Below are 20804 nucleotides of genomic sequence, written 5' to 3' on the forward strand. Positions count from 1 at the left end.
TCTTCACCCACTATAACAACGTTTAGCGCCCAATGCCGGAACCCGCGCTTCTAATGTTAAATATACTAACATATGAAAGAAGCATTAGAAATAATTAAAATTAGGGAATGAACACGCAAGTAAAACAAAAAGGCCGGAAGTTTTCACTTCTGCGGCCTTTTCCTTATATTTCATCCGGAATATCAAATGATACCATCGTGCCCTCACCCGGCTCACTTACGATCGATAATCCCTGACCATACCGTTGCAGCAATCTGCGGTTTGTATTCACAATGCCTATTCCGCCTTTTCCACCTGGCGTAGCATGTAGCAGTTCTGCAACCTTCTCCGGTTCGATGCCTTTGCCATTATCCTTCACCTCAATACGGGTATAACCCTCATGACGAGTGATGGATAGGCATAACGTACCGCCTACATTGCGGCTTAATAGTCCGTGTCTGACGGCATTTTCAATCAAAGGCTGAATGGATAGCGGTGGGAGAAGCAACGGAAGGTCCGGCTCTACGTTTAATACCACCGACAAGCGATCTTCAAATCGTGTTTTTTCAATAAAAAGATAGGCTTCAACGAGTTCCAGCTCATATGATAATTTCACCAGTTCCCCTGTGTTGAGATAGTTGAAGCTGATCCGTAAATAGGATGAAAAAGCATCGCCAAGCTTCCGCATATGCTCTGTATCAATATCACTTAAGACCATAAGTGAATTCAACGTATTAAACAGGAAGTGAGGCTGAATCTGAGCCTGTAAATAAGCGGCCTCCATGCGCAGGCGCTCTTGGATAGACTGATTTAGCATGGTCAATGCACGTATCCGATATTTCAGTTCCACCGCATCTACAGGCTTCGTGACATAATCATTGGCCCCCGATGCAAATCCCGTGTAGATATCTGGCGGCTGACTTCGTGCCGTCAACAGCAGCACAGGAAGCTCCGACATCGAGAATTGTTCCCTCACCTTCTGGGTTAACTCATATCCGGACATATTGGGCATCATCACATCTGTAATGAGCAGATCCCACTGACGTGTCCCGAGCAATTCCATCGCTTCCTGACCCGAACCTGCTGTAGTTATATCATATGGTTCCGTCGAAAGAATGCTGACCAACACATCCAGATTCACCGGATCATCATCCACAGCCAGAATGGTGGCTCTCCCCTCTTTTAACAATGGAGCCATCTCTGCCGTCGCCAAGGCTTCCGCGTCCCCCATACCTTGGCGGGGTAACAGGAATCCGCTAGGTGCATCTTCCATCATCTCGGCGGCCTGTTCCCATATCAGGGGAAGTTGTGACTGAGCCTGATCGGCGGCTACATCCGCGAGTGGTAGATCGAAGCTGAATACCGAGCCCTTTCCGAGTTCCGAGCGAACCGTAAGTGCCCCGCCGTGCAGTTCTACGAGCTCTTTGCAGATGTTCAGTCCAAGCCCGATGCCTTGTCCATCACTGATTCCATACGATCCTTGTTCATACGGGAGGAAAATACGCATCCGTGTATCCTCATCCATGCCAATGCCTGTATCCGTCACATGAATCAGAGCATGTCCTTCACGAATTTCGGCACTTACGGATATCCTTCCTTCCTCTGTATGTTTAAGCGCGTTATGCAGTAGATTATACAAAATCTGAACGAGCCTTTCTTCATCAGCCATGACCTGAGGGAACGATTCCAGAATCTCCATATGAAGGCGAACCGGTTTTCGTTCTGCCATGAATTGCAGCATGGCGATAACGCCAGGCACAACCGACTGTATGGAAAGAGGCCCCTGACGTAACTCAATGCGGTGCTCCTTCAGCCGGACTACATCCAGTAGATCACCAAGGAGATGTGACATCCGTCGACCGATCGTAATCAGCAACTCCATATCCTCCAGGCTCCGTTCATCCAACCGGTTTTTCTCTCGGGTGATCACGTTGTGAGCGATGTTAATGATCCCGTGCAGCGGGGTCCGCAGTTCATGTGATGTATTCGCCAAGAATTGATCTTTAATTTTGTCGCCCTTCTGCAGTTCTGTGTTCAGCTTCATATTCTCCCTGACATTCCTGAAGTATTTCTTGAACCAATAGGCGGAGAAGCCGGTAATCGCAAAGATAATGTCAATGGGATAATAGACTGTTGTCACATCTTTGGCTGTCTCGACCACACTCCATATCAGGTTGGATATAATGCCTCCTGCAGTAAGCAGCAGAAAAACAATATCCCGGTCCGCCTGTTTCCTGAAGATCATCGTTCCGACGATGTATAGAAACCAGATCATGGATACAAGAAAGAATAGGTTAATGACATTGTAATCGATCATGGCATAGGTAATATGAATGGGCACCACCACAATCACGGCCGTATAGATCAAGGTCATGACAACATGCCACTGTAGCCATGCCTTTCGTACATGAACCATCGTTAATCTCTGGAATAACAGAAGGATACAAGCATTTTGCAGCAACAATGAGATCAATCGAATTTTAATGCCCCAGGTATAATTAATAGGAAGCCATAACATCAATATATTATCATGACCCATCGTAACCGTGATGCCAACAGATAAAGTTAATACGGCTCCAACCAGCAAGGAACGTTCCTGTCGATTAAATGCGTAAAGAATACAGGCATACATGCCGTGGAGGAGCAGAACCAGAAAGGTGAGCATCTGAAAACCAATGGAATACCAACGCGAAAAATCAACGGCTGCCTGTGAACCAAAGCGAACAGGTTTGCTAATTCCGCCCATATAAGGGCTGTCGTAATTGGCCACGCGTATCAATAACTCAATGGATGTTGTTCCTTCCTGATCATAGGTCGCTGTATATGAAGTGCTTCGGGGTATATATGTACTGCTATCCGCGGAGACCTCACCCATACCCCCGTCCGCGTCTCCATTCAACTCGATCTCGGATGAACTTCGGATTCCCTTGAACCAGAAGGTTATCGGCGTCTGAAGTGGATCTGTCAAAATGCGCAATCGATATGTTCCGTAACCGTACGAACTCTCTTGTTCCTGATTCTGTGCACTCCCCCAGTCTCCTGGGACCTGAACAGTCTTTGCACCGCCATTCCTCTTCGCAATATCTTGTTGGGTCAGCAACTCATCCGGGTAAAGTTCCCATTCCCCATTCAAGTACATGACAGGGGACTGATCCAGATCCACATCTCTCAAATCAAGCACCCCGTTAACGGCGCGATGCTCATCTACTGTGTGGAATAGCTCAGACCATACCGAGCGCATGCCAATTAACACTCCAAAAATGATTAGCATGATGAACAAATATCTGTAACGGTCCATACGTTTCGTTTGAAGTAATTTCATTAATTATTTTTTCATGACTTTGGTTAAACCGAGCTTCCAGTCCTGATACCATTCGGTAATGTCCTCACTGATCGGTATCTCCAAATCTTGCTCCATTCTGGTGGTTAAGAGACGATACTGCTCCTCCACACCGAGATCGTTGTGCATTTCATCATATAACTTCATTAGCATAAAATAACTTTCTTCTTCGTCCGGAAGCATATGCTGGATACGTTGGGTACTCTCGACCACTTTCTCCGCCAGCCCATGCTGCTGGTAATACAGACTTAGTTGTCTCATATGATACAGCCACAGATAGCGTAATCTTTCCCGCTCAGGTTCAGCCCACATGTATTCATAATTGCCAAGATAGGTACCCTTATATAGATGAAGCGCTTGCTCATAGGCATGAACGGTACTTGCGTCTACGACTTTCCATTGCCTGATTTCCCGTTCCCACTGCTCACTATCCAACTGAGCCTCACCCAATTCGAGTCGATAGCCTGCCTCCAGGTGTCCACTCTGAATCGTGATCATATCCATATTGCAAGTTTTCAGGGTTTGGCGGACATGATACATTGCAGTGTAGAGTTGATGTGTCGTCTTCTCCTCTTCCATTCCCGGCCACAGAAGCTCCAGCAGAACACTGCGATGGATGACCTGGTTCCGGTGGTGAAGCAAGTATGCAAACAGCTCCTGCGCCTTGCTTGTACGCCATTTGGCCACCTGAACATCCTTGCCTGGAAGCTTAAACTGAATCTGATTAAAACAGCAAATTAAAGGTACGTTTGTATCCTTTGACCGCTGCTCGCGTTTTACGCTCAGTTTCTCTCTTACACGGCTCACCGTCTGCTTCAATCGATCCTTTTGGATCGGCTTCATCACATAGTCCAAAGCCTGTAATTCGAAAGCATGCACCGCATATTGATCGTAACTGGTCACAAATATAATTTCGGTGCCCGGTGTTGCCGCCTGAATCTGTCTTCCCAGATCCATACCATCCATCTCCGGCATATGAATATCCAGAAATACAACATCAGGACGGTGCTCCACAATACCCGCCACAGCCTCTGTTGGATTCATATATGTAGCGATAATTTCAATGCCGCTGACTTCTTTTTCTAGTGATTTTTGAAGGCCTATCAACGCTAGACGTTCGTCGTCAACCAATATCACTTTCACAGGAGCTTCCTCCTCGACCCTGAGGTCTTGAGATTTATTTTCACTATTATATCATAGGCATTTTAAGTATTTAGCGTTCTTCGTTACCCATTTTTAATTTTTAGCAATTTAATTGTATAATACTAAATAGAAGACAGGTTATCAGATCCGGTCTTGGAAGAGAGGAAGGTACCATATGTCAGATGTTAATCAAAGCTTTGGGCAAGCCCTTGTCAAATCATTAGTGGGGGAACGTGGTCATATCCGCATCGCCCGTGCTCTACCCGATATCGATGTCACACTTGCTGCTCGTACACACGATGCCATGCCATATACGATCTATCAGTTGGTGAAGCACATGCATTATTGGCAGCAATTCATGCTCGAACACTTGGAAGGACGCAAGCCACAACTCCCTGCTAACGTGAGTGAGAGCTGGCCTGAGGAGAAGGGTCCACAGGACGAAGCCACGTGGAAGGCAGATATTCAGGCCTTCTTGGATGGGGTTGATCAAGCCGTAGCCATTGCAGAAACTGCACAATTAGATGATCCACTGCTCTATTTCCCGGGTGAAACCAAGGCAGGACTTCTGCGCAATATCGCCTCCCATAACTCGTACCATCTAGGGGAGATTGTTCTGCTGCGTCGCTTTTACGGCGCATGGCCGCCTCCAGGTGGCGGTTTCCCGGCGTAAACCGGAAAGATTCCGATAGAACGAAAGCAAGCCGCAAGGGAATGTATCTCCCTCGCGGCTTGTATTGTTTTTACCATACTCTACATTGTCTAGTTAGCACTAGTATAGAGGCGCTTCAACACAATGATATTATTCATACTAGACTTCTGGAGTCATCAGCCCTTGGATAAACATCTCAAAGTTCGGTGCCAGCGGAATGATCTCTTTGGGATTCTCCCTCTTCACATAAACGACCTCAGGTTCTCCATCATTACCGAATGAACGATAATCGAGCATGACAACCCCCGACTCCGAAGGAGATACCGCGATGACCACACCAATCTCCGGATACCCTTCACGTTCAATCAAATTCCAGCTACCTTGAATACCCGCTAGTGTGCGAGGCTTCTCACGGCCAATGCCCAGTATACCTTCAATTTCAACATAATCCGTAGCTCCCGTATCTGTGTTCGCCACAGGGAAATAACGATTGTACGGAATACCGCCGTTATGTAGCTTCATCATCTCAATGTAGGAAGCCGGCAGTCGGAACACCAATTGCTCCTCAACAGAATCAATGAGGCCATCACTTGGCGGATTGGACACATAGTGCTCCAGTGCCTGCTCACTATCGTTCCAGAATTCGCCGGATTCCGGTCTGGGAATCGCTTCAAAGGTCGCTACAACGTCAACGGGTACATGGAATTCTCCAACAGCCTCTGGATCCGTTTCAACTTCATGTTCAGATTCGGACGGCTCCTCCATTTTGCTTCGAATCCATCCCAGAAACTCCAGCGTATCTTCATCCTCAGGGTCCAATTGATCCGCTCTTTCGAACGCTTGCTGGGCATGCGCGTATTGCTCCAGATAATAATAAGCCAGTCCAATCCGATAATGCCAGAGTGGGTCACCTGTGCCCTCTTTAGCAACCGTCAGGAATTGTTCAACCGCTTCTTCATACTGTTCCAAGTTATTTAGCGCTCGTCCCAAATGGTTAACCAGCTCATAATCCCTTTCTTCCACGGGAATCGCTTGGATTGCATCTACAATTTCCTGAAATTCATCTTCTTCATGCCACTCTTGCAATTGAACCAACAGATCGTCTCTCATTCTCTTTTCCTCCCCGTTCATTCACTCATGATTACGTATTGAAAATTATACCACTATCCGGATCACCATCTCCAGCAAAGCAAGATCCTTAGGGATCTCATGAATCGATATCTTTTCATTTCTGATGACAAGACTAAAAGAGGTAACCTGAACCCGGTTAGGAAAACCAGGCAGACTACCTCCTTAATTCCTTCCACTACATTGAATTCTTCATTCAATTCAGCAATTCAACACAATCGTAGACCCAACCTGCACTTAACCAGTTACCCAAGTCACTGGAACCACTGATCGGCGTAATCGTGATAGTGTTGGAACCATTGACGAAGTAGGATGCTGGAACATTCCAGCTAAAGGTTGTGTTGTTACCACGATAGGTACCAATGGTGAAGCTACGAGAATTGGGCTGTGAAGACGCGGCAGGATTAGTTAATGCATGTCCATTAACCGTTACACTCGGTCTCCCATTATTATAGGCTGCGGTAATACCGATGTTGAGCGTATGAGAAGATGCCGCTTGAGATGCATTCAAATTAAACGTTATTGTGGTTGGAGAATTCTGACCACGGAACTGGATTGCCGGGAATCGATTGGTCGCGCTACCGGTAGCATAGGTGACAGGTCCCCAGCTTGGGTTGCGACTATCGGAAGGGTGACGAATCGGAATCGTCTGTCCATTCAGGAGCTCCCGTGGTGTACCATCCCAATTACCAATTCGCCAGATGTTAGAGGCTTTACTCGGGTCATTGTTGATTGTACGTGTATTCAGAGTCGTCGTTTGCCCTGCCGTGACATTAACCGTTTCCGTATATACGGCCAGTTCTCCCTTATAAGCTGTCATAGTGTACGTGCCCGGGATCATGCTGTATTTGGCTGCCGCCCCACTTGAAGACGTCCCCACCCAATACTGGGCGTTGCTATTGGCAAACCCAATTGTGTAAGCATACCCTGTATCCATCCCGGAGAGGCCATTAAGTACCACGTTCCCCCTACTGGATACCCAACCCTGCAGATTAAGACCAGACATCCAGCTGAAGTCGGGTACACTTGGCGTACCTCCCGTTGTAAAGATCAAAGCGTACGGCCCATGCAGACCCAGGCGCCAATTCTCCGTCTGTGCATGTCCTGAGTTCATATAGTTATATACTTCCGTCTCTGTTCCACTTTGGAACTGGATGTCGCGGAAGAATGGACCACCAGAGCTTTTTTCCCGATTGCCGTAGGCCATAAACACACCGACGCCATTCCCCGTAACTCCACGAACGGATAAATCTTTGGCCTGATCATTACCATAATATTTGGAGGCCGACTGTCCATTTGCAAACCCGAACACATCCTGACTTTCAATCGCTCCGGTGTTACCCCTGTTGTTTGAATTCGCCGGAACACCTGTCAAAACACTACCATTACCACGGAAAATGTATCGCAGCTCCCCGATCGAAGGTTGAGCCGTGATATGCGTGGCCATGTATATGATATTCTCCCCACCACGTGAAGCATAATAGTGAGTTAGTGTGCTTGTGGATACCGTGATTAACACGGTTGATCCTGAAGGAGAGGTATTCCACGTCACATTGGCGGAGGAGCCCAAACCTGAGCCGATATGTGATCCTCTGTTGCTGTTCAGCTCCGTACCGTTCATTTTGGCCGATATAATATCCCCATTGGTTTTGTTCACCACATAGACTAATCCTGATCCGGTGTTCACTTCAATTCTGGAGCCGTTATCGGTCACATTAATGGTTGCCGCGTGTCCGGTAGATGCAGGGTATACAACAGCTGTTGCGATCATAACGATGATTAAAAACAAACCAAGCGCCTTTCTCACTATACTTTTGGTCATGAGTAATTTCCTCCTTGGAACTCATTTGATAAAGCGCTTACATTATAATGTATAATAACTGACACTTCCGTCTCATATCGATATGTCTGCTATGTGAGCCTGTCCATAATCAATGGAATGTTATGTCTGCGTGCGTATAGAATAGAGTCATCACTTCATGTAAATCTGATCTCGCCACCCCCTTTTTAAATCACTCTTCTACATACAAGTATTCTTACAATTCCAATAAAATAATACCATTATATTACATATATTTGCAATGAAAACGGCCCGTATATCTGATTGCAAATTCTGAATACAAAAAACGCAGCTTCAAAAAGCTGCGCCCGCAGATACCAAGCTCGAGACAGTATCATCTCTTCCGAATAGGTATCCAAATCTCGCTTCTATATTTCTCTACAGTAACATCCTTGTGCTCATTCCATAGCATTTCCGGACCCTCACTCAGCTCATAGTCCGATGAAGGAAACCATTCCGCGTAGATCCGGCCCCATACCTCCTGAAGCGTGCCTGGAAATGGGCCAACGACAGTAAATACAGCCCACGTCGAAGCAGGAACCTCCAGGTGTTCCAGTCCTTCAGGCGTCTCTTTTGTCGTAGCTGCACCAATGTAATGATCCAGTTCTCCCTGTTCTGCCATCCGCCCCTCACTGAAATGGGCCGAAGCACTAATTAAGCCCAGAGGCTGGACGTTCGATGCCCCCTTAATCGTGTCGATCAATTCCGGTGTAAGACTCTGGTACATCGCAGCGATCTCCGGATTAACCCCGTTGAATACGATTGGCACCCTTTTACGAATACCCACGATTCGAAACGCCTCTTTATCTTCAATACGGTAGTTCATTTCGCTTCCTCCTTGAATGGTCAGTTGAAATGTCATCCGTGGGAAGGCTTTAAGGGATGGGCCATGGTTTCGCGCTTCGGAGGGCGTAGTGCCATGCATGCTTTGAAATGCCCTAGTGAAAGAATCCGGCGATGCATACCCGTACTTCAGCGCAATATCAATGATTTTGCTGTCACTGTGGCTTAACTCCATGGCTGCAAGTGTCAAGCGGCGACGTCGAATATATTCCGAGAGTGTTACACCACTAAGAAAAGAGAACATGCGTGTAAAATGATACTCCGAGCAGCAGGCAATCCGGGAAATCTCCTTCATGTCCACGACATCCATCAGATGCTCCTCAATATAATTCGAGGCTTCATTTAACCGCCTCAGCGTATCCATATCATCCCTCCCACGTTAATTTAAGCTTAGCAAAGTCATTCTCTTTGCATCCGACATTACCTGCACCATTCTGTAGGCTCTTTGCATTTAAACCAGAAAAAAAGAGCAGCATCAGCTACTCTTTTCTAACTTTGATATTCACATATCACCAGTAGTCAAGTCAAACAGGTCAAACCAGATACTCCGCCATAATCTGCTCGATATCATAGGGTGTAATACCTTGATCGACCGAATAGATTGTATCCGCCTGATCTATTGTATCCACCAGTTCTCCTCTAGCTTTGGCGTGGAGCATGAACAAGTCGTGCAGATCGGGTTTGCGTAAAGTCGTTAGTGCTTTGCCCATCAGCACGATACCTTTTTGATTCCCCTCTACGTTATTGTAGTAATCCGGATATCTAGTCAGCGCCAGGTCTGTCCAGATGACGGTACGTTCAACCAGGTCCATAATGACAGGGATCGCAATCTGCGTATCCGCGGTAATATCGATTTTGTTCGCTACGGTAGACGGTTCGAAAATCTCGCCAGACCCCGGCTTCTTCCTCATCATCCAGCCCACAAAACATTCGGGCAGATCACAATACGGATGACTGGTAAACGATAGCAGTGTCGCCACCACATATCGTCCACCATAAGCCACGATGGATGGAATATGCAGATCAATGAACTCACTTGCGCCGTTAGGTGCAGTCACGATATCTCCGCTATGGACAGCCTTATAGTTAGAGGATCGCAGATTCGTATAGGAAATATGCTCCACATAGTTCCAGTCCTTATCGTACATCACCGCAGACAAGTCAATGTCCACACGCCCTGTAGACTGGCCATTCACGTCCCCCTCTTTCCACCAGTTGAAGAAACGAATCGTATCTCCCTCCGCCATCGGCACACGACTCCCACGAACAATGGTATGGAGAGCCTTGCTCGCCGATCTCTGGGAAAAGGGCACCAGATAATCATGGAGCTGCGGATCGACATAGGTCTTCCCGAGCGTGGGAAGGGCTGCGAAGCGCTCTATCAATGCCTTCTCGCACAATTGCACGACATCCTGACATGTGGCTTCATCGATCTCTGGCAGCTCATTCGGAACAGCAAAAGCTTTGGCTACATTGCCTTTCGGGAAGAAGACACGCAGATCCTGCGGTTCATTACGGTGGGCAAAATGCTGTCTCACCTGCAATAACACCGGGGTAGATACTTGCTCCAGTACCTCACCAAATGCGAGCAGTACATACGCTTCATCTTCGGTCATCCGCAACAAGTGATCCAGTCTTCTCGCAAATTCACCTGGACGCTGTGACAACAGATCAATCAGACTCCATACATTCCGATATTGGAAGGCAAGCTCCACACTTCCGTTGAAGGTCGAATAAGGTTTATTATTACGCAAAATATCAAAGGCTTCTTCGCATCGTGGATACCGAAGCTTATATTCCGAAGGATGCAGAATTTCGCCAAGGCGAATCCAGCGATCCTTATATCGCAGCATATCCTCCGTCATGGAGCCACACTGCTCCAATAATCCGAGCAAAAGGCGTCTCTCGCGGCGTTTGAATTTCCGGAAGGGAGAAGCCGCAGCCAGGCTGACATCACCATCGGACCAGGCAACAGCCAGACGCAGGACATCACTTGCCGTTTTGAAATACGGACCGATCCGGTCGATGTTCGCTTTTTCATGCTTCAACAGCGAGGCGACCACAAAGCCCACATTTTCTTTGAACGGAATCTCAGTGGGTAATAGCGCATCCACGTCTTCCGGGTCTGCATGCTCCAATACCGTGTCGATATCGGCCTTGTCTGTTTCCGAGATGGAACCTTTTGCTTCAATGATCTGACGAATGAGTGTCTGGAATTCTTGCTGGTTTCCCAAACCAATGACTTTCAAGTCCGTCTTCTCCAGCAAAGGCGTTCTCTCCACCGATGGTTGATCCGGATAGACCACAGTCAGGTTGGTCAGATAATGAATAATCGCATTAAGGTATAACTCCGCTTCATCCGCTTGCATCACCTGCATTGGGAATCCTGCATACATCGGTGTGTACTTCACATGTGCGCCGACCATGACTCTTAGATCAGCCACAAGTTGATGATACACTGTTTCAAATTGTTCCTTGGACAGCTGCCGCATCGCCTGCATTAGCTCATCCGAGAAGGTGTATCCGAGTGCTTCAATATTTTTGAGGGCAGTCGCCAGATATGTCTTCGGCAACTGTTGTTTCCCTTCATTTGATTCAATAATGAGTTTATTCGCTCTGCGCAAATAGATCGTATTGTTCATGATAAAAGAGTCCAGGAAAGCCACATCCCTATATAACGTGAAAGGTTAGGGTTAGAAGGAAGGAATGTGATAGCCTGGACGCCTCCTCTCTGAAATAAAATCTTCAGGAGAGCTGCGACCCTATGATCTCCAATGATTGTAGAAGGAAGGATCGCAATAGCCTGAAGGCCAGCAGTTCAAAGTTTGTCACCCGAACCTCTGGTGAACCCATCATCTCAGATTCCACGATCTGCCAACAGGGCGAAAGTATTACGACATGGATTTAAGAATTTAATAAAAATAGAAAAAAGCCTTTGCCGACCCCCAATGTCAGCAAAGGCTTTTCATTTTAGATTGTGTTTATTGATCAATCAAGTTTGTTACTTTCAACATTCTTGCAATCAATGCAGTAACCTCGGCACGAGTCATCGTGGTCTTTGGACTCAGCACCTCCGGCCCATTACCTTGGATGATTCCGGCTGCAATCAACTGGGCTACATCTTCTTTGGCCCAATTCGATACATCCGTTGCATCACTGTAACGTTCCAGTTCAGAGTTCATCTGATCCGGGCTGATTACCGCTTCCGGCTCAATCAGACGGTAGGCACGAGCAACCATAGCAAATCCTTGCTCACGTGTGATTTCCTGATTACCGTTGAAGTTCCCATTATCGTAACCGCGAACGATACCGAATTCATTTGCAAGGGCTACCGCAGAGCGGAACCATGCGGAATCGTTAACGTCAGGGAATAGATTCTGTGGTGCATCCTGACGCATTAAGCCCAGTCCAAGCACAACAATCTCGGCAAACTCAGAACGAGTAACCTGACGGTTCGGTGAGAATGTGTTATCTCCGTTACCTTGAAGATCTAATCTCGCAGCGATGTTGTTCACATCGGTTTTGCCCCAATGGGATCTGGCATCTTCAAAATCCTGTGGGTTCCAGATAACCGAGTAACTTCCGCTGCTACGCAAGTCATTAATGAGTGCGTAGTAACGACTACTGATCTTTGTGACAACCGTTGGTACATGGAAGATGCTACCGTCCGGATTAATGATTACGCCTGTAGTAATCCGGTTCGGATCGATACCTTCCGGAAGTGCAATATACTTCGGTGCATAACCGTTCAGCTGGCCGGATCGCACGGTCTGTCCATCTTTCGTAAACGTCAGATCCAGATCAACCGGTGTGACAAGTAGCTCGTATCCTTGGGATGCGGCTCTTGTCTCAGCGCTGTCAATCAAAGCATCCGAGGAACGTGCGATATCAACATGGACATCAATATCATTCAACGCTGCATTACCAAGCTTTCTGGACACACCATTCACGTCCATTTTACCACCAGGTACCGGATAGATTGCCAGCGGATTGCTAATGTTTAGTTTGGAACCTTGATCCACCAATTGTTTCAGTGTTTCCAGGGTTAAACCGTTCACCTTCATATCCCCATCATTCGGTGAATGAATGGCGAACTGCTGGCCTGTGCCTTGTGACATGGCAACATTCAGCTTGGCTGGATCAACTTGAACCAATGTTTCTTTGTTGTCAGATGGTTTGGATGTAGCAAATGGTTGATGGTTACCATCCCGAGTTGTTTCCAAATTATCCTTCACGGGTACCGGAGTTGGCGTTGGTACTGGCGCAGGTGTAGGTGCTGGTGCTGGTGTAGGTGCTGGTGCTGGTGTACTTCCGCCGTTACCTCCCGTATTTCCACCGCCGCCATTGTTGCCTCCACCATTGTTACCATTGTCACTGGATGCTCTAGTCACGTTGATTTTATACGCCGTAACATTTCCAAGTGAATCGGTTACTCTAACAACGATCTTATTTCCACCGACTTGGAGCGGTAGATTCTCACTTACAGTACCACTTGAAACCTCGTTCCATTCTCCATCTCCAACAGCTATTTCAATCTTCGCAAGTGGATCAAGTGCCGTTGGCGTGAGCTGGAATTGATATACGCTATTCGGCACAGAGATGGTGTACGTGTCTTTCGCCGGATCAAAAGCCGGAGACAATCTTCCCACGGAAGGGACCAGTGTTTGCAACGTAGACTCATCTGTACCAATTACTTTGGTAAGTCCCGTTCTAGCGTTAGTCAGATCCTGAAGTGCCTTGTCTACCTGCGCTTGATTCGCTGTCAGATCATTAAGCACTCGATTTGCTTCATTCATCGCATCTTTGAGTGCTTCCCAGCTCGCTGGTGTGTACGCTGACTCTTCCAGGCTTTCACCTGTAATTTCAGTTACTTTCGCTTGCAAAACTGATTTATCTACAACGGGTACAGATGTTGTAGGGATTAGGCCCGTTCTTGCATCTGTCAGATCCTGAAGTGCCTTATCTACCTGCGCTTGAGTCGCTGTCGGTTCATTCAACACTCGCTCTGCTTCATTCATCGCATCTTTGAGTGTTACCCAGCTCGCTGGTGTGTACGCTGACTCTTCCAGGCTTTCACCTGTAATTTCAGTTACTTTCGCTTGCAAAACTGATTTATCTACAACGGGTACAGATGTTGTAGGGATTAGGCCCGTTCTTGCATCTGTCAGATCCTGAAGTGCCTTGTCTACCTGCGCTTGATTCGCTGTCAGATCATTAAGCACTCGATTTGCTTCATTCATCGCATCTTTGAGTGCTTCCCAGCTCGCTGGTGTGTACGCTGACTCTTCCAGGCTTTCACCTGTAATTTCAGTTACTTTCGCTTGCAAAACTGATTTATCTACAACAGGTACAGATGTTGTAGGGATTAGGCCCGTTCTTGCATCAGTCAGATCCAAAAGAACCTTGTTTACCTGCGCTTGGGTCGCTGTCGGATCATTCAACACTCGCTCTGCTTCATTCATCGCATTATCCAGTGCTGTCCAGCTCGCTGGTGTGTACTCCTCTTCGTCCAGTTCGCCTGTTTCGATATTACCGTTAATCTCATCGATTTTGGCTTTCAACTTCGCCTTATCAATAACATCATAACTTTTCGAATTCGACTCTTCTGAATCTGAATAGGCTGGATTGTTCGTCTTCGCTGTTACTGTCACTTTGTAGGTGCCAACTTCTAGCGATGGTACCAATTGCGACAGGTTAAGCGCCATTCCGGTTACTTCCACCGTCCGCTTCGTGCCGTCTTCCAGTTCGATTGTTACTTCATATTTATCTGCATGTGCAACTGCTTCCCATGTCAACTCATCGTCGGTCAGTGTGACGTCCGGTACCGTCAAAGGAGTAGCAGCAGTTGCAATGGTAAAGTATGAGTTCGGACCAAAACTAGAGGTATTCAGGGTTAATTGGCCATTCTCAATTAAATGTAATGAGTTTGGATTACCAAATTGAGTATCATCGCTGATCACAACATACCGAGGCAACGCCGGGTTACCTCCCGTTTCGTCTACCTGAAGTGTAATCTGTGATTCAGTCCAATTTGCTTTCTGTACCTTGAAGACACGCTCCATCCCAAGTAGTTTTTTCCCATCTTTCGTAATTGGTGTTTTGAATTCAGTACTTGCTCCATTGTCACCAAACGTAAAGAAAGAAGAATCCTTTAAGAATTCATTTTTATTTGCAGAATTGGTATCCTCAACACTGTTGCCCAATGCAATCGTCAACGTAGATCCCAGTTCCTGCGCTTTGGCTTGTTTCTGCATCAATCCGCTCTGATCATCTCGACCGATGCTTGTAATGCGATGGGTATAGACTGCGTTCTCCTGGGCATCCCAGATCGTAGCCATGTTTGAATCGACATATGAATTTGCTGTCGTCTGATCCATCGTGTAGCCATATTTGATCGCCAGATATGTGCTGACTTTTTGGCGTTCTGCGTCCGTAAGAGCATGGTCAAATACGATAATTTCTTCAATCGTACCCTGCCAATGTTCAATGCCCGTAGCTGCTGGGATCAGCTTACCGACTACTGCTCCGCCAGAGTTACCAGTATCCCATAGCTTAACATTATCTTTTCCCCAGTCATTTAGTTGCTGTACCTGCTTCATTTTACTGTACAATCTAGCTTGGTTTATACCAGTATCTCCGCCTGTCCAAGTAACAAATTGCTCGTTCGGGAAAGTCGTGCCCAAGAATCCTTCAGGGGTGTATAATGTTTGGTTCCTATCACTGTTAAATGTCGTCAAGCCGCCCCTTGTATTATTCTGAAGCATCCCCATACCCGTATAAGCATTCGGTGTTTGTACTCCCCATGAAATAATATAATTGAGGCCTCCCGTTTTATTGGTTTTGCTAACGGTAATGATCGATCTGGGGCTCTTCCCTTGAGGAAGCTTACTTACATCCAGATTCATAAAACTACTCGTGCCGTTATATTCCAATACCGGATTGAAATTGATATTATGATTTTTATCATCCCAATAGGTCGGTTGATTAGCTTCCGTACTTTGGGTTGCGTTGTTTATTTTACTGCCTTGATCTTCCCAGATACTCACCTTTTCGCCGCTGGCAACTCCGCTTACCCGCTCTGGTCGTAGCCATAGTGAAGGGGATCCAACTCCGCCCGGACCAACAGGAGTCTGGTTAGTTGCCTCCGCTTGAGCCAAACTCATGGGCAACGTTCCAATCGCTAGAATAAAGGAAAGAACCAGCATGGAAATTCTTTGCCATGGTTTCTTCCGGATTTTTGCTGTGTACATAGTTTCCTCCTACTTAATATGTTATTTTTGGACTGCTTACTGACTCAAAACATCATATCTACCCTCATCTTGCTTATTCTACACATGGCCTCTTACCAAACTCTTACCAAACCTTTCACTAGCAAATACAACAAAAAACAGCCTTGCAAATGAAGCTGCAAGGCTGTATATTTCCAATTAACTATTCGAATTTTTCCATTGTTGGTACCATAACTCAACTTCTAGGCCAGGGCGTATACCTGCCTCTTGTTCTAAAGCGATAACCAACTGATTATATTGAGCGACCACAGGATCTTTATTGCCTAATCGATCGTAGGTCTTCATTAAGGCCAGTCCGACTTCCTCCAATGATGGTTCGAATTGCTGTACCCGGTAATATAACGTGAGTGCTTCCGTATTCTGTCCCAGTTCGATGTAATATTGTGCAAGTTGCATGGCATGATTACGCCATAGTGCATGCAAGCGCTGACGCTCCAGTTCAGCCCATACGTAATCGTCCTCACCATAATATTTGCCTTCATATTGATCTGAGGTCTGTCGATGTTCAGCTATTGTAGACGAAGATAATAGAGGCAATCGGTTAAGACGGCTCTCCCATTCTTCCGCGTCAATCCTGAATTCACCCGTTTCCAATAGATAACCAAACTGTTGATAGCGAATGGACATCTTATCCTCACCCATGAGTTCGTTCATCATGCTGCGTAAGCGATGGATCCCACTGTGCAGATTGGATATACCTCTCCGCTCATCCAACTCTGGCCACAACAATTCAAGTAGTGTATCCCGCTTAATTGGTTTGTTCCGATGGTGGAGCAGATAAGCAAATAACTCTCTAATCTTGGTTGTTCTGAATTTCATATGTTTTGGCGGCTCATTGGGGTGCACTTGGACTTGGAGCATCCCCAGACAACGGATCAACATGGATGGCCCTTCTGCTACATTCAGACTTGCTGACACCGTTCGGCGTTGATACATCTTCATCGTTTTTTCCAAACGGTCACGCGTTACAGGCTTCATAATATAATCCAGCACTTCAAGCCCATAGGCCGTCAGTGCATGTTCGTTATATGCGGTTGTGAAAATAACTTCTGTTCCAGGAGAAACCTCATGGATACGTTCGGTCGCCTCGATCCCGTTCATCCCCGGCATTTGAACGTCCATGAAGACGATTTCCGGCAGATGAATTTCGATCTGATCTATGGCTTCCTGTGCCGTCAGAAAAGAGCCGATAACTTCGCAATCCTCTCTCTCTTGCAACAGTTTGTTCAACCTGCTCAGAGCGAGATATTCATCATCTACCAAAATCACTCTCATATGCACAACTCCTCTGGCTCACTGATCACCCTTTAATCTATAATTTTACCATAAATCCTGACGTGGGACCGCTATCATTTAAATATAGAATCTATGTTCCGGTATTCAAAAAAATGTTCATCTTTGGCAGAGGGCATGCAGGAATTTGAAGTAAACTGTCGAAAACTAAAGTCTGCCATGAAACCAATAACCTATAAAAAGATACCCCGTTATGTAGTGCTGTCGATTCTATTCCTGACTATTTTGCTTGGCTTTCGCTGGATATGGTCCGAGACTTTCACTATACCCGCACATCCTGAACCCATTGAAGGCTTGTTAGACCTTCGAGGCTGGGACCTCGCCAACACTTCACCCATATCCCTGGATGGAGAATGGGAGTTTTATCCCCAGACGTTAATCTCTAATCGTGACGCGAAAATAGCGGATAACCCATCCACACCGATTCAAGTTCCCGGTGACTGGCGTGATGCATTACCACAATCCTCATCGTCGTTCGGATATGGGACGTACCGTCTTCGCATACTTTTAGATCCATCTGTGGAGGAAGTCTCTCTCTGGGCTCAGAAAATCCAGACATCATCGATTATCGAGATGAACGGGACCATTGTTGCCGAATTCGGCCAACCTGCCACTCATGCCGAAGCCTATCGACCAGAAAGGACTGCATTTACAACTTCCTATGTGCTTGACGGTTCTACCGAACTCAATCTTTTGGTGCAGACAGCCAATTTTGACGATCCTTATAGCGGAGGGATCACACGCTCTCTCTATTTTGGTTCTCCAGAAGCCATTGGAAGTGAACGAGGACTATCCATTGACTTGCAAAAGATTACATTCGCTATACTGCTTTTGCACAGCCTATACGCTTTTGTCATGTTTCTATTTATCCGAAAGGAACGAGCTCTTCTGACGTTCTCGATGCTAACACTGGTAGCTGCCCTAACGGTCGCTTCCGACCATGACAATCTGTTATTAAGTTGGATTCCTCTCAACTTCACTTGGATCGTTAAGGCCAAAGCGTTGTCCTATCCGTTGTTCGCATTCTTTCTTTTACAAATGGCTAAAAGCTTCTCCCATAATCTACAATGGCGTAAACTGTTCCGTATCTATGCCAGCGTGCTTGGCGTTTACTGTTTATTTTTACTCGTCGCACCCGTGACCCTAATCTATCATGTACTTGAGATTGGGCTTTCTGATTTCCTCTATCTGTTTGCCATCGGCTGGTCTGTGTACCTATTCTTCCGAATGGCAGCCGAGAAACGAAGCGACGCAAGCTTTTTGCTCTTTGCGGCTACTAGCAGCCTATCAAGCGTGTTATGGGGAATTGTGAACTCACATAGCGAAATTACCAACGTGTATTATCCGATCGATGTGATTGCGGCCATGTTTGGCTTCTCCGCCTATTGGTTCAGAAAATACTTCCGCAATTCAAGTGAGATCGAGAAGTTGTACGAACAGCTCAAAGAAGAGGATCGCCAGAAGGATCAGTTTCTTGTGAATACGGCTCATGAATTGCGTACACCGCTGCACGGGATCATCAATATCGCCGAGAGCATCGCGGTCCGTGAACGGCGTAAATCAGGTGGGCAGCAGGCAGAAGACATGAAGCTGTTAGTTACCATCGGCCGACGCATGTCCCAACTGGTGGATGACCTCCTGGATGTTATTCGTTTGAAGGAAAAACGTATTACGCTTCAGAAGAAACCTTTATCTCTTGCATCTGTCATTCCAGGCGTGATCGGTATGTTCCGATTCATGGCAGAGGGCAAGCCCATCCATATGAAGGTGGATATTCCAGATTCACTGCCGTTGATTCAGGCCGATGAGAGAAGACTTGTTCAGGTGCTCTACAACCTATTGCATAATGCGCTCAAATTTACCGATGAGGGTACCATTACCGTGTCTGTTCGTGAACATGGAGAGTACGTCTTGATTCAAGTTTCAGATACAGGTGTTGGTATGAGTGAGGAGATACAACAGCGAATATTCGAGGCGTATGAACAAGGGACCCCAGAGGCCCGTTTAAGCGGAGGAATCGGCCTCGGTCTCAATATCAGCAGGCAGCTCACAGAACTCCATGGCGGCCAACTCACCGTGCAATCCGTACCTGGGCAAGGATCGACCTTCCAGATCTCGCTTCCACGGGAGGACACCGCATCGCTATCGGACCAGACTGAGCAGCAATGGGACGCTCACAGCTTCGATGAAATTGCGATTGCAGAGCCGCAGCAGCAGACCGTCTCTCAAGATAAGACTGCCGCAAGAATTCTTGCCGTCGATGATGATCCTGTAAACCTGCGAGTACTGATCTCCATGCTTGCGAATGAACCGTATCATATTCAACCCGCGGCCTCGGCGCTTGAGGCACTTGAATTATTAGATAAGGAGCCTTGGGACTTACTGATTGCCGATGTCATGATGCCTCATATGTCCGGTTATGAACTGACCGAGAATGTACGCAAGCGTTATTCGGTATCCGAGCTTCCCCTCCTGTTGCTGACAGCCCGTAACGAGCCAGCGGATGTATACGCCGGATTCATGGCCGGTGCTACGGACTATGTCACCAAGCCCGTGGATGCCGTTGAATTAAGGCATCGCATCGGGTCTCTGATCGTACTGAAACAATCTATAGATGAGCGACTGCGCATGGAGGCTGCTTACTTACAAGCACAGATTCAGCCCCATTTTCTTTTTAATACGCTCAATTCAATCATGGTTCTTAGTGAGATGGACACGGAGCGAATGCAGAAACTGGGCGATGCTTTTATCGAGTACCTTCAGACCAGTTTTCATTTTGTTAATTCGGAGAAAATGGTTGAGGTCACTCATGAGTTGGATCTCTCCCGCGCCTATCTCTACATTGAGAAAGAACGATTCATGCATCGGTTGAACGTCATCTGGGATATTCCCGATGATCTTGATCTATCCCTGCCGCCACTCACCATTCAACCGCTCATTGAGAATGCTGTTCGACATGGTATTCTCAGCAAAGTTGAGGGTGGAACCGTGCATATCCGAATCATCAACCAAACAGCGTCCACCTTGATCGAAATCGAGGATGACGGTGTAGGGATGCAGCCCGAGCAGATCGAACGGGCACTGGCATGGCCCAAGAAAGGTCCCGGCGGAACCGGAGGCATTGGATTAACCAATACACATCGCCGGTTGACCCAGATGTACGGACAAGGTTTGACCATCGTCAGCTCGCCGGGCCAAGGTACGAAAGTTTCCTTTGTCATCCCTTTGGACCGCAGTTGAGAGCCTGAGCATTAAGATCGTTCTATAACTCTACAGCGGCATATTATTCGATCCATA

10 protein-coding genes are annotated in these 20804 nt (G+C 46.9%); 2 read left to right on the forward strand and 8 right to left on the reverse strand.

The features are described from left to right. Positions 1–163: 163 nt before the first annotated feature. Together C170_RS16360 and C170_RS16365 are read right to left on the reverse strand one after the other, a co-directional pair. Positions 164–3301, reverse strand: a complete 3138-nt coding sequence (locus C170_RS16360) for a hybrid sensor histidine kinase/response regulator (RefSeq protein WP_036611756.1) — start codon at positions 3299–3301, stop codon at positions 164–166. A 3-nt stretch (positions 3302–3304) separates the two neighbouring features. Beyond that, the gene (locus tag C170_RS16365) at positions 3305–4462 is read right to left on the reverse strand and encodes a response regulator (protein WP_036611759.1); all 1158 of its coding nucleotides are present in this window, start codon (positions 4460–4462) and stop codon (positions 3305–3307) included. Between the two features lie 175 nt (positions 4463–4637). Here C170_RS16365 and C170_RS16370 point away from each other — a divergent pair, with 175 nt between their 5' ends. Continuing rightward, entirely contained in the window at positions 4638–5135 is a 498-nt protein-coding gene (locus C170_RS16370; RefSeq protein WP_036611762.1) for a DinB family protein, read from the forward strand. A gap of 138 nt (positions 5136–5273) precedes the next feature. Here the strand turns inward: C170_RS16370 and C170_RS16375 are convergent, their stop codons facing one another. From C170_RS16375 to C170_RS16400, 6 genes are all read right to left on the reverse strand, one after another. Continuing rightward, positions 5274–6224: an SMI1/KNR4 family protein gene (locus C170_RS16375; RefSeq protein ID WP_036611765.1), complete on the reverse strand. Its 951-nt coding sequence runs from the start codon at positions 6222–6224 to the stop codon at positions 5274–5276. A gap of 214 nt (positions 6225–6438) precedes the next feature. Beyond that, entirely contained in the window at positions 6439–8064 is a 1626-nt protein-coding gene (locus C170_RS16380) for a rhamnogalacturonan lyase B N-terminal domain-containing protein (RefSeq protein ID WP_036611768.1), read from the reverse strand. A 352-nt stretch (positions 8065–8416) separates the two neighbouring features. Continuing rightward, entirely contained in the window at positions 8417–9289 is an 873-nt protein-coding gene (locus tag C170_RS16385; protein WP_036611771.1) for an AraC family transcriptional regulator, read from the reverse strand. Between the two features lie 169 nt (positions 9290–9458). After that, on the reverse strand, positions 9459–11567 hold the full coding sequence (locus tag C170_RS16390; RefSeq protein WP_036611776.1) for a TerD family protein: 2109 nt from the start codon (positions 11565–11567) through the stop codon (positions 9459–9461). Positions 11568–11906: 339 nt separating this feature from the next. Next, positions 11907–16175, reverse strand: a complete 4269-nt coding sequence (locus C170_RS31495) for an S-layer homology domain-containing protein (protein WP_036611779.1) — start codon at positions 16173–16175, stop codon at positions 11907–11909. A gap of 177 nt (positions 16176–16352) precedes the next feature. Next, complete coding sequence (locus C170_RS16400) at positions 16353–17489, reverse strand: response regulator (protein WP_036611781.1); 1137 nt, start codon at positions 17487–17489, stop codon at positions 16353–16355. Positions 17490–17666: 177 nt separating this feature from the next. On the opposite strand from C170_RS16400, the gene C170_RS16405 reads away from it, so the two are divergent. Continuing rightward, positions 17667–20747: a hybrid sensor histidine kinase/response regulator gene (locus tag C170_RS16405; RefSeq protein WP_036611784.1), complete on the forward strand. Its 3081-nt coding sequence runs from the start codon at positions 17667–17669 to the stop codon at positions 20745–20747. Positions 20748–20804 lie beyond the last annotated feature (57 nt).

Origin of the sequence: Paenibacillus sp. FSL H7-689 (assembly GCF_000517905.1) — a bacterium.
Taxonomy (GTDB): domain Bacteria; phylum Bacillota; class Bacilli; order Paenibacillales; family Paenibacillaceae; genus Paenibacillus; species Paenibacillus amylolyticus.

Excerpts from the sequence above, each read along its gene's own strand:
- C170_RS16360 (WP_036611756.1), bottom strand. The coding sequence starts at position 3,301 with ATGAAATTACTTCAAACGAAACGTATGGACCGTTACAGATATTTGTTC.
- C170_RS16370 (WP_036611762.1), top strand. The coding sequence starts at position 4,638 with ATGTCAGATGTTAATCAAAGCTTTGGGCAAGCCCTTGTCAAATCATTA.
- C170_RS16375 (WP_036611765.1), bottom strand. The coding sequence starts at position 6,224 with ATGAGAGACGATCTGTTGGTTCAATTGCAAGAGTGGCATGAAGAAGAT.
- C170_RS16380 (WP_036611768.1), bottom strand. The coding sequence starts at position 8,064 with ATGACCAAAAGTATAGTGAGAAAGGCGCTTGGTTTGTTTTTAATCATC.
- C170_RS16385 (WP_036611771.1), bottom strand. The coding sequence starts at position 9,289 with ATGGATACGCTGAGGCGGTTAAATGAAGCCTCGAATTATATTGAGGAG.
- C170_RS16390 (WP_036611776.1), bottom strand. The coding sequence starts at position 11,567 with ATGAACAATACGATCTATTTGCGCAGAGCGAATAAACTCATTATTGAA.
- C170_RS31495 (WP_036611779.1), bottom strand. The coding sequence starts at position 16,175 with ATGTACACAGCAAAAATCCGGAAGAAACCATGGCAAAGAATTTCCATG.
- C170_RS16400 (WP_036611781.1), bottom strand. The coding sequence starts at position 17,489 with ATGAGAGTGATTTTGGTAGATGATGAATATCTCGCTCTGAGCAGGTTG.
- C170_RS16405 (WP_036611784.1), top strand. The coding sequence starts at position 17,667 with ATGAAACCAATAACCTATAAAAAGATACCCCGTTATGTAGTGCTGTCG.